General features: G+C 30.0%; 9 protein-coding genes. 3 read left to right on the forward strand and 6 right to left on the reverse strand.

All coding sequences use genetic code 11. The annotated features are described in order from the left end of the window. Positions 1–6 precede the first annotated feature (6 nt). Positions 7–426, forward strand: coding sequence for a hypothetical protein (locus tag BTO16_RS06920; protein ID WP_105021539.1), 420 nt, complete (start codon positions 7–9; stop codon positions 424–426). Between the two features lie 218 nt (positions 427–644). On the opposite strand, the gene rlmF is transcribed toward BTO16_RS06920, so the two are convergent. From rlmF to BTO16_RS06935, 3 genes are read right to left on the reverse strand one after another with little or no spacing between them, the layout of a single operon-like run. After that, entirely contained in the window at positions 645–1499 is an 855-nt protein-coding gene (gene rlmF / locus BTO16_RS06925; protein WP_105020890.1) for a 23S rRNA (adenine(1618)-N(6))-methyltransferase RlmF, read from the reverse strand. After that, positions 1499–3091 (reverse strand): bacillithiol biosynthesis cysteine-adding enzyme BshC, encoded by a 1593-nt coding sequence (bshC, locus tag BTO16_RS06930; protein ID WP_105020891.1) that lies wholly within the window; start codon positions 3089–3091, stop codon positions 1499–1501. The genes rlmF and bshC overlap by 1 nt, the downstream gene beginning before the upstream one ends. A gap of 1 nt (position 3092) precedes the next feature. Continuing rightward, positions 3093–3755 carry a class I SAM-dependent methyltransferase gene (locus BTO16_RS06935; RefSeq protein ID WP_105020892.1) on the reverse strand — a complete coding sequence of 221 codons (663 nt, stop codon included), beginning with the start codon at positions 3753–3755 and terminating at the stop codon, positions 3093–3095. Between the two features lie 136 nt (positions 3756–3891). Between BTO16_RS06935 and BTO16_RS06940 the strand changes: the two genes are divergently transcribed. Beyond that, positions 3892–6369, forward strand: coding sequence for a M14 family metallopeptidase (locus BTO16_RS06940; RefSeq protein ID WP_105020893.1), 2478 nt, complete (start codon positions 3892–3894; stop codon positions 6367–6369). 361 nt (positions 6370–6730) lie between these two features. Here BTO16_RS06940 and rpsA read toward each other — a convergent pair whose 3' ends face one another. Further along, positions 6731–8578 (reverse strand): 30S ribosomal protein S1, encoded by a 1848-nt coding sequence (gene rpsA, locus BTO16_RS06945; RefSeq protein WP_105020894.1) that lies wholly within the window; start codon positions 8576–8578, stop codon positions 6731–6733. Between the two features lie 330 nt (positions 8579–8908). Here rpsA and BTO16_RS06950 point away from each other — a divergent pair, with 330 nt between their 5' ends. Beyond that, the gene (locus BTO16_RS06950) at positions 8909–9538 is read left to right on the forward strand and encodes a 7-carboxy-7-deazaguanine synthase QueE (protein WP_105020895.1); all 630 of its coding nucleotides are present in this window, start codon (positions 8909–8911) and stop codon (positions 9536–9538) included. Between the two features lie 115 nt (positions 9539–9653). On the opposite strand, the gene cmk is transcribed toward BTO16_RS06950, so the two are convergent. Next, positions 9654–10343, reverse strand: coding sequence for a (d)CMP kinase (gene cmk / locus BTO16_RS06955; RefSeq protein WP_105020896.1), 690 nt, complete (start codon positions 10341–10343; stop codon positions 9654–9656). After that, positions 10344–11366 carry a type IX secretion system protein PorQ gene (porQ, locus tag BTO16_RS06960; protein WP_105020897.1) on the reverse strand — a complete coding sequence of 341 codons (1023 nt, stop codon included), beginning with the start codon at positions 11364–11366 and terminating at the stop codon, positions 10344–10346. Positions 11367–11686: the final 320 nt, after the last annotated feature.

Genomic DNA, 11686 nt, shown 5'->3' on the forward strand with positions numbered 1-11686 from the left:
AAAAAAATGAATACTTTTAAAAACCATAATACAATTAAAATAGGATTTTATCTAGCAGGAATCTCTAACATCATCGGAGTTTTATTTTTTTCCAAACTATTTACAAATTCAATTATTCCCGAAACAGATCCTTCTGTAATGTCCTATTTTGGGTTGATAATGATCATAGTTTGGGGATTCGCATATATTGCTGTTGCCAAAAAATTTGAAAACTTAAAATGGTTGGTCGCTGTTTTTGCAATTGAGAAGTTTTGCTATGGCTTTATTTGGACAAAGTGGATTTTAAACAACAGCGTTTCAGTAATTTTTGATAAAGATATTTTAGCAGGTTCCTTTTATTCTTTTTACGGAATTAATGATTGGATGTTCTTCTTGTTTTTTGTGTATGTATTTTTTAAAATTGAAAAAACGACACGCAAGTCTTAAAAATAGAGACGAATTTCAAAATGTAAAAGATTATTACAAAGGTGTTGTCAAAGAAAATTTAGAGATTTACTTAGAAAACATAAATCTCTAAAAAAAACTTATTAACTCTTTTTTAATAACAGTAATATTTAAGTAATGTCAAAATATTAAGAATTATTTTCACTGAATTTTACATTTTACGAAGCCTAAATAGGGATAAAAAAGGATTCTAAAAGAAGCTAAAATCGCCAACAAACAATTCTAGTTACTTTATTCCCTTGATTCATATCAATTACTTTAAACTCCTTTGCTCCTAGTTTTTTTGAGGAAGATTGTAAGCTTATTACATTCTCTTTTTTAGAAACTAAACTTGTAAACCAAATACTTTGTTTGGCATATAAAGAGCTTTCATATAAATAATTATGCAAAAAGGCTTTTTCTCCTCCTGGGTACCATAATTCATTATTATTACCAGAGAAGTTTCTAACGGCATTGTTGCCTAAGTTTTTAGTTTTTCTTCTGTTAGCGCCTTGTGCTTCTTCTGCTGATTTATAAAATGGCGGATTACACATTACAGCTGAAAATGAATCATCATCTTTTAAAATTCCTTTTAAAATTTGCTGTTCATTTAACTGTTGGCGCAATTCAATCTTTGATTCTAATTTATTATCATCAATAATATCTTGCGCAGCGTCTAAAGAATCGACATCAATATCTGTAGCAACAAAATTCCAGTTATACTGAGCAACTCCCAATAAAGCATAAATACAGGATGCTCCTGTACCAATATCTAAAATTTTAATATCTTTTTCTGATGAAAGTAAATCCGATAAATAAAGGACATAATCTAAACGTCCAGGAATTGGCGGACATAAATTTTCATCGGCAAACTTCCAAACTTTTATTTTATCAAACGTAAAAAGCAAGGCTTTGTTTAATTCTTTAACCGCTTTAGGATCAGAAAAATCGATACTAACAGCACCAAATTTATTTTCTAAAACATATTCTTTTAACAACGGGTTTTTAACAACTAAATCGTCAAAATCGTACCCTTTATTAAACTTATTTTCTGGATGTAAACCTTTTTCTTTCATTATAATTCTAGTAGTGTAAATTCTAATTGCAAAGGTTTTAAAGCACCTTTTAAAGCTTCAATAAATGAGGAACCATACGCTAAATAATACTCAGAAAAGTTACGTTGGCGCTCTTCTAAAGATTGATTTGGTAAAAGTTCATTCTGTAATAGTGTAATTCTATCAACTAAATCCTTTTGTCTTCTTTTTTCAGCAATTAACAGCCGTTTTTCAAGATTCTCTAGCCCTTTAATTTGTTTTCTTTCTTGCGCATTTACCGCGTTTATAAAAGAAACATCTGTTTTCTTAGCAACTTCTTTTAAGTCTGAAAACTGATTTTGTAAAAACTCGATTTTCTTACTGAAGTCCGTTTTAATCTCAGAATTTTCTATCACCTTTTTTGATAATAACTCATGCTGATTTAAAAATAATTCCTCTACTGAAATGGTTAAATTTTCTAATTTTTTTGCTTGTTTTTCTGATACAACTTGCACCGAATTACGCAACAATAAAACAGGAAACGGAATATTTACTTTTTCAAAATACGCTTTTAACTCAAACCAATATGCCATTTCTCCTCCTCCACCAATATAACATAAATTGGGTAAAATCACTTCTTGAAACAAAGGTCTCATTATTACGTTTGGCGAAAATGCTTTTGGATTCTCGTCAACTTCTGCTAAAATTTCAGCTTTAGAAAATGTAATACTTGTATTATTTACCCTATAAACTCCATCTTCAAAAAGAATGCGTTCTCTAAAATCATCACCCAAATAAAACAAGTTAATTTCTCTTGGATTTACCTGAATAGGATATTTTTTTTCAAGTTTCAAAATAGTTTTGGAAACCTCTTTAAATGAAGTCTGATTTTCTAATTCTTCTTTTACAAACGGATTAAATAATTGTTTTAAACCTACATCATCACCATCAATAATCACTAAACCAAACTCACCAAATAATTTATTTGCGATAAAACGAGTTGAATCTGCTAAATTATTGTGTTTTAAATAGGCATCAGAAAATAACTCTTTTAAATATTTTGCATTTTTAGAGTTTCCTAAATGATTAGAAAAAACTTCAAAAACATCTTGTAAACCTTCCGTAGAAAAACGACCAACTGCACCGCCATCTTCTCTATTCCAACTTACTTTTTTACCATCAAAATTAAAATAATTAATTTCTTCAAAATCATGATCTTCTGTTGCCATCCAATAAATGGGAACAAAATTTTGTGCAGGAAACTTTTCTGATAATTCTTCTGATAAATTAATCGTAGAAATAATTTTATATAAAAAATATAAAGGTCCTGTAAATAAATTTAACTGATGACCAGTTGTAATTGTAAATGTATTTTGCTGTTTTAACAACTCAATGTTTTCAGTAGTTTTTTCTGATGTTTCAAAAGATGTATATTGAATTTTTAGAGCCTCTACTAACCTTAATCTAGTTTGTAATCTGTAAGATTTTTGCTTTTCTTCAATTTGATTATGAAAGCCAGAAATATCAGGAAAGTTATTATAAAAAGGTTGTATATTTTTATTCTTCCCTAAATAATCGTGCATCGTTTTAGAGAAAAACCCTGTTTTTTGAAAAGGAATTTGTGTAGTTTTCATTCTAATTTATTCTTTGAAATAATGCATAAATATAAGGTCTTTCTCCGCCAAACGGATTTACAAATGTATAGTTAAAACTATTTTTGAGTTCAAAATCGGTTCCTAGTTCATTTTTTAACATTTCAATATCATATCGTTTAACCGATAATCCACAGCATTTTTCTGCTCCGTTTTTAGCAAAAACAGCAATGACCACAAATCCATTCGCTTTTAAAACCTTTTTCAGTAATTTAAAATAGGCTTTAATTTCACCTTCTTTTAAAAAGAAATGCAAAACGGCTCTATCATTCCACAGATCAATATTTTTTATTTTATTTAATTTTGACGGATTCAATAAATCATCAACAATAAACTTCACTTTATCATTTTCACCAACTCGGTTTTTTAAAGATTCTAAAGCTTCTTCAGATAAATCATTTGCAATAATATTAGAAAAACCATCCGCTAATAAAGTATCAATTAAAGTAGATGAACCAGCACCAACATTTAAAATTAAAGCATCTTTAGATAATTTTGCTTCGTTAATTAAAGTGAGAGTTTGTTCAGATTTATCTTCAAACCAACCTAATTTTTCAGTCTTATTATTGAGATAAGCCTCATTCCAATGCTTTTTAAAGTCAAGAGCTGTTTCTTTAATTTCACAATCGCTTTTGTTTATTGCCATACCTCAAAAATACTAAATTTTGATGGTACTTTCTTACTTCAAATTGAAACTAACAAATTTTTAACCTCTTTACGAAACAACAATTACAAATAGTAGAAATTATTCCTTATTTTTGATCATCATCAAAACTTAATTCATGAAAATTAAATCACTTTTCTTACTTGCTGTTCTAACTTTTGGAAGCATTTATGCACAAGAAGTAAAATCTCCCTCAGAATTTTTAGGCTATGAGATTGGTAGTCGTTTTACAAGGCATCACAAAGTAGTAGACTATTTTATGTATGTAAGTACTACATTATCAAATGTTAAATTAGAAAAATATGGAGAAACCAATGAACACAGACCTTTGTATTTGGCTTACATTTCATCGCAAGAAAATATCAATAATTTAGAGAATATTAGAAAATCAAACTTAGCTCAAACTGGAGTTTTAGATGGTAATTCTGATAATAAAACTGCAATTGTTTGGCTGAGCTATAATGTTCATGGAAATGAAGCTTCGAGCACGGAAGCTTCTATGTTAACGATTTATGAATTAGTTACCAACAAAAAAGCTTGGTTAGAGAATACAGTTGTAATTATGGATCCTTGTATAAATCCTGATGGAAGAGATCGATATGTAAATTGGTATAATCAAGTAAAAAATACACCTTTTAATATTGGGCAAGACGCAAAAGAACATCATGAACCTTGGCCTGGCGGAAGAGCAAATCATTATTTATTTGATTTAAATAGAGATTGGGCTTGGGCTACGCAAGTTGAAACGCAACAAAGAATTGCAATTTATAATAAATGGATGCCACACATTCATGTAGATTTTCATGAACAAGGTATTAATAGTCCCTATTATTTTGCACCTGCAGCCGAACCTTTTCATGAAACAATTACAGACTGGCAACGTAATTTTCAAACACAGATAGGAAAAAATCACGCTACTTATTTTGATAAAGAAGGTTGGTTATATTTTACAAAAGAAAGTTTTGATTTGTTGTATCCAAGTTATGGAGATACTTACCCTACTTTTATGGGTGCAATTGGTATGACATACGAACAATCTGGAGGTTCTGAAGGCGGTTTAGGTGTTCAAACGGATGAAGGTGAAGTGCTAACTTTAAAAGACAGAGCAAATCATCATATGACCACGGGTTTATCGACAGTTGAAATTTCTTCTAAAAATGCTGAGAAATTAAACACTGAATTTAAAAAATTCTTCGATAATAAAGAGCTAGACTACAAGAGCTTTGTGTTAAAAAATGACAATCAGGATAAAACAAATCGTCTAAAGAAATTATTAGATACTCACGAAATTAAATACGAATATGCAACGAGCAGTTCTGTAAAAGGGTACAATTATAACACCCAAAGCGAAGAAAAATTAAATACTTCGGATGGTGATTTAGTTATTCATACAAATCAACCAAAAGGAAAAATGGTAAAAGTTTTGTTTGAGCCTAAAGCAAAGTTAGTAGATTCCTTAACGTATGATATTACGGCTTGGTCTATTCCGTATGCACACGGTTTCGAAGCTATTGCGTCTAAAACAAGAGTGAATTCTTCTAAAAATTCATCAACAACTAAGACATTAAATATAATTAATAAAAATGCATATGCGTATATTTCTAAATGGAATAGTATTGAAGATGCTACTTTTTTAGGCGATTTGTTGCAACAAAATATCACTCCGCGTTATGCAGGAAAACCTTTTTCTCTAGAAGGAAAATCCTATGAAAGAGGCACTTTAATTATTTTAAGAAATGATAATAGAGGTGCAGAATTTGATGAAAAACTGATTGAAATTGCAAATAAACATGAACGAAATGTGCAATCAGTTGCTACTGGTTTTGTAGATACTGGCCTAGATTTTGGTTCTTACAGTGTTAAACCAATTAAAAAACAAAAAGTAGCTTTGCTTTCTGGCGAACAGACTTCTTCTTTAAATTTTGGTGAAGTTTGGCACTTTTTTGAATCTGAATTAAAATACCCAATTACAAATTTAAATTCGGATTATTTTAGCCGTGTGGATTTCTCTAAATATGATGTAATTATTGTTCCAGAAGGATATTACAGTAGTTTTTTAACTACAGAAATTCTTAATAAATTATCTGCTTTTGTAAAATCTGGCGGAACTTTAATTGCCTTAGGAAACGCTGTAAACGCTTTTGCTGATAAAAAAGGATTTGCTCTAAAAAGTAAAGAAGTAAAAAAAGATTCTACTATATTTAATTTAACTCGATACGCAGATCTAGAGAGAAAAGGTGTAAAAAACCTTATTACGGGTGCAATTTTTAAAAGTAAGGTTGATGTAACACATCCGTTAGCTTTTGGTTACAAAAGCGAGTATTTTTCATTAAAACTAAATAATGATTCCTATAATTATTTACAAGAAGGCTTAAATGTTGCTTATTTTGACAAAGATTCCAAAAATGTTTCGGGGTATGCGGGTAGTGAAGCTGTAAAACAGGTACCTGTATCTTTATTATTTGGAGAAGAACAAAAAGGAAGCGGAAGTGTTGTTTACTTGGTTGATAACATACTACTAAGATCTTTTTGGAATAATGGAAAGCTATTTTTAGCAAATGCTGTATTTCTTCTGAATTCTGATACCATAAAATAAAGGTTTTATATAATATGATAAGTACAAAATCCATTGCAATTTGCAATGGATTTTGTACTTTATAGTCTTTTTTTGATAAAAATACTAGAAGTTATGGTTGAGCTAATAGCTGATAAAAAGTTGCGTTAGGGATTGAAATGGCATCCTTTTTATGCAAATATTAATTAAATATAAATGAACTTCTTCACTTAAAATTGACTTAAAAAATTGATGTTAACCTAAGTTAAGCATAAAAAGATACAATGTAAAGCCCGACCTAAAAGGGAACGCCCAAAGTATCATCCTATTCTTATTACATAAAAAAAGCCGATACAAAACTGTATCGGCTTTTAAGTATTAAAAGTATTAGCTTGAGAAAAAATTATTTTTTCTTTTTGCTTTTAGCTTCCATTATTGCTTTTAAGTCTGCAAGACCTCCAATATCACCTAAAGTAGTTTTTTCTGCTTCTGCTGCTTTTTTAACGGCTGCTTTCACATTTCTTTTCTCTTGTTCTTTAAATAAAGATGTATGAGAAACTACTACTCTTCTGTATTCTTTAGAAAATTCTAAAACAATAAAGTTAACTTTATCTCCTTTTTCTAAAGTAGTACCGTCTTCTTTTTCTAAGAATCTTGTTGGCGCAAAACCTTCTACTTTATCAGTAAAAGTTACAACTGCCCCCTTATCATTCTTTTCTTTAACGATTCCTTCGTGAGTAGATCCAATAGCATAAGTTTCTTCATGAACATCCCAAGGATTATCTTTAGTTTGTTTATGACCTAAGTTTAACTTTCTGTTTTCTACGTCTAATTCTAAAACTTGAACTTCTAATTGATCACCAACAGTTACAAAATCTGATGGGTGCTTAATTTTCTTAGTCCAAGATAAATCAGAGATATAAACTAAACCGTCAATACCTTCTTCTAACTCAACAAATACACCAAAATTAGTATAATTTCTTACAGTTCCTGTATGAGTAGACCCAACAGGGAATTTAGTAGTAATGTCTGTCCAAGGATCTGGATGTAATTGTTTGATACCTAAAGACATTTTACGGTCTTCTCTATCTAAAGTTAAAATTTGAGCTTCAACTTTATCACCAACTTTTACGAAATCTTGTGCAGAACGTAAGTGAGTTGACCAAGACATTTCAGAAACGTGAATTAACCCTTCTACTCCTTGTTCTACTTCTACAAACGCACCATAATCAGCTAAAACAACAACTTCTCCCATTACTTTATCTCCAATTTTTAAATCAGAATTTAAAGCTTCCCAAGGATGAGCAGTTAATTGTTTTAAACCTAATTGTATTCTAGATTTGTTATCATCAAAGTCTAAAATTACAACATTTAATTTTTGATCTAATTCAACAACCTCATTTGGATGATTGATTCTTGACCAAGATAAATCAGTAATATGTACCAATCCATCAACACCACCTAAATCAACAAAGACACCATAAGAAGTAATGTTTTTAACAACACCTTCTAATACTTGTCCTTTTTCTAATTGACCAATGATTTCTTTTTTCTGTAATTCAATATCTGCTTCAATAAGAGCTTTGTGAGATACAACAACGTTTTTAAATTCGTGGTTAATTTTAACAACTTTGAATTCCATTGTTTTCTCTACATATTGATCGTAATCTCTAATTGGCTTCACGTCAATTTGAGATCCTGGTAAGAATGCTTCGATTCCGAAAACATCTACAATCATACCACCTCTTGTTCTACATTTAACGAAACCGTTAACAACTTCTCCTGTTTCATGAGCGTTATTAACACGTTCCCAAGCTTTAATTACTCTAGCTTTTCTGTGAGATAATACTAATTGACCAGAAGAATCTTCTCTTTTATCAACTAATACTTCTACCACATCACCTACAGATAAACCTTGGTTGTAACGAAACTCGTTTAAAGAAATAACTCCTTCAGATTTAGAGTTAATATCTATAATTGCATCTCTGTCTGTAATTCTAATTACAGTTCCTTCAATTACATCGCGTTCGTTAACAAAACCTACAGTACCAACTAAGGCAACTTCGAATTGTTTTAATTTTTCTTCATCAACAGCTTCAATACCTTGTTCGTATTTGTGCCAGTTAAAGTTTTCTAAAAATTCTTGTGGAGTTACAGTTTCAACAACTGTTTCTGCTACAGCTTCAGTAGCTGTTTCTTGTACTTCCGCAGCAATTACTTGCTCTTCAGTGTTTTTTGTTTCTTCAGACATTTCTGAAAATAAATTTTGTATCCTGTTGTTTTTCAGATTTTTAACGATAAAAACGACAAGAGTAGTTTTTATTTATTGTTTTTTAAAATTCCTTTCTTAAATCTGTACTCGTAAAAAGGAGTGCAAATTTACAAAAATGTTTTGATTATTAAGGTGTTAGGTGTAAAAATTTTATTAAATATTTTTGATTAAAAATATAAGATAATTTTTAAAATCAATAACTAAATATCAATATTTATTAAAGTATTAAAATCTAACAATCATTTTATTCTTGATACTCAAAAAACTACCTTTGCATTTTTAAAACCGTTTTGGTTGATTTTAATGTAGATGGATAAAAAGACAAAAGATTTAGTAAATCAAGGAATAATGCTTCCGTTAATGGAAGAGTTTTATACAATACAAGGTGAAGGTTCTCATACAGGAACTGCTGCTTATTTTATTAGACTTGGTGGCTGTGATGTTGGTTGCCATTGGTGTGATGTTAAAGAAAGTTGGAATGCAGATTTGCACCCGCCAACTTTAGCAGATACTATTGTTAACAATGTAACAAAACACGCCAATACTGTTGTGATTACTGGCGGTGAACCGTTAATGTGGTCTATGGATTATATTACGGAAAAACTTCAAAAAAACAATATTAGAACGCATATAGAAACTTCTGGAGCCTATTCCTTTTCTGGAAAATGGGATTGGTTTTGTTTATCTCCTAAAAAAAACAAACTACCTTTAGAAGAAGTTTACAAAGAAGCAGACGAATTAAAAATGATTATTCATAATAATTCTGATTTTGATTTTGCGGAACAAGAGGCTGCTAAAGTTGGAAAAAAATGTCAGCTTTATTTACAACCTGAATGGAGTAAAAAAGAGAAAATGACGCCACTAATTGTCGATTATGTAATGAAAAATCCGAAGTGGAAAATTTCTTTACAAACTCATAAGTATTTAAATATACCTTAGTATTATTAATTTTTGGAGCTATTTCCTGCTTTCACTACTCGCTTCCCGCTAAAAAGCGGGAGAGCTCAAACAAACCGTTCAATCAGGGCTAAGTTTATTTACAACCTTTAAGAAATTAGAAGAGTTTGCTGTCTACCAAAGTACAAATTCTTTCAAACTGTTCATCTATTCCCATATCAGAGTTGTCAAACTCTATAGCATCCTCAGCTTTCATCAAAGGAGAATCCTCTCTAGTAGAATCTATTCTATCTCGCTCTTGCACATTAAAAAGAACTTCTTCAAAATTCACATTATCACCGTTGTCTATCAACTCTTTATAACGCCTTGTAGCTCTTTTATCTGCAGATGCAGTCATAAATAATTTTAAATCAGCATCAGGAAAAACAACTGTTCCTATGTCTCTTCCGTCCATTACAATTCCGCCATTAACACCCATTAATTGCTGTTCTGCAACCAACTTTCTTCTTACTTCAGGAATAGCTGCAACTTTACTTACTTGCTGTGAAACTTGTAAAGTTCTAATTTCTTTTTCTACATTTATGTTATTTAAAAACATTTCTGCAAAGCCTAGAATTTTATTAAACTTAAAAGTTAATTTTATGTCTTTTAGCTTTAAAATAAGTGATTCCGATTTAAAACCGTCCTTATTCACCAATTTACTCTTCATTCCAAAATACGTTACAGCTCTATACATTGCACCTGTATCCACATATATATAATTATACTTCTTGGCTAATAGCTTAGCAATTGTACTTTTTCCTGTTGATGAAAACCCATCAATAGCTATGGTGATTTTTTTCTTCATTTATTTTCTATTTAAATCAATCTGTAAGCTAAAAGTACTCGCATTAGATGCTGAGTGAAATTTAGAGTAGGCATAATTAAATTTTAAATTATTCATTTTTATTCCAAAGCCTGCTGAAATTCCGCCAAAAGTTCTCACATTCTGCAATTGTAGTTCAGCCGCCCTTCTAAAATTATAACCAACCCTTAAGTTTATGGCACTTTCTGGAAATAATTCGGCTCCTATTACAAAATGTCTTAGTGTATTACCCACAAAACCAATCTCTGATTGCGCAACATTACCTTCTAGATCTGTAGTCTGTTCTGATGGATTGGCCACAGATATATTCCATTTTTGTAAATTATCAAGCGTAAAATACCATTTTAATGGAACATATTCTAATTGATATGAACCACCGAGAGCAACTTTAAAGGGGAGCTTTTCTGTAGTACCATTAAACGTTTTTACTTGAGAACCAAAGTTTCTTGCTACAATTGTAAAAGAGTAAGATTTATAAGGACTGTAATATAAAAGAGCAATGTCAGTTGCAAATCCCGCAGAAGTAAAATTACTGATAGTAGAATTTATTAGTTTTAAATTAATTCCAAAATATAAATTGGTCCAGGGTAGATTTGTGGCATATCCAATAGATATTGCTAAATCATTTGCACCAAAATTACCAGTTTCATTTCCTTGTTCATCTGCGCCAATTAATGTTCCGTAATCGAGATATTTAACACTTCCATGTAATGTTCCAAACCTTCTAGAAATTAATCTGGCATAGGATAAGGAACCAATATTTATTCCTGACAAATAACTAGAGTAATTAGCAGAAATTTGATTATCCATTTCGTCATTTATCACTGAAGGATTCCACATTGGCTGATTTACATCATCAATAAGTGTCAATACTTCACCTCCTAAAGAAATTTGTCTTGCAGAAGTTGATAAATTTAAAAATTGATATACGCTTTCTCCTCCTACTTGAGAATTTACACTCAAAGAAATTAAAAAAATTAGTAAAAGACTATACTTAAAATTCATTTTAGCAAAAATAAACAAATGATATATTCAAGAACGAAATTTAACGAGTTTATTATGTAAAAAAAGTTATTTAAGAAAAATTATGATCTTGATTTTGGTAATATTTATTGAAACAAAAAATAAAGATACGATACTCTAAAAAATTAGAACGAAAAAAGAGAGATCATTTATTCAATAAAAAGATAAACGTTATTAGTTATATAAATCTCAGTTTAATTATTTAATTTTGATTTATTGTCTAAAGTTATAAGTCGGTATTTGCTAAATCCCACAACTTTTAGTCTTAGTCCATAACGATAGATGTATTACAATAACTATTA

Source organism: Polaribacter glomeratus (assembly GCF_002954665.1).
GTDB lineage: Bacteria > Bacteroidota > Bacteroidia > Flavobacteriales > Flavobacteriaceae > Polaribacter > Polaribacter glomeratus.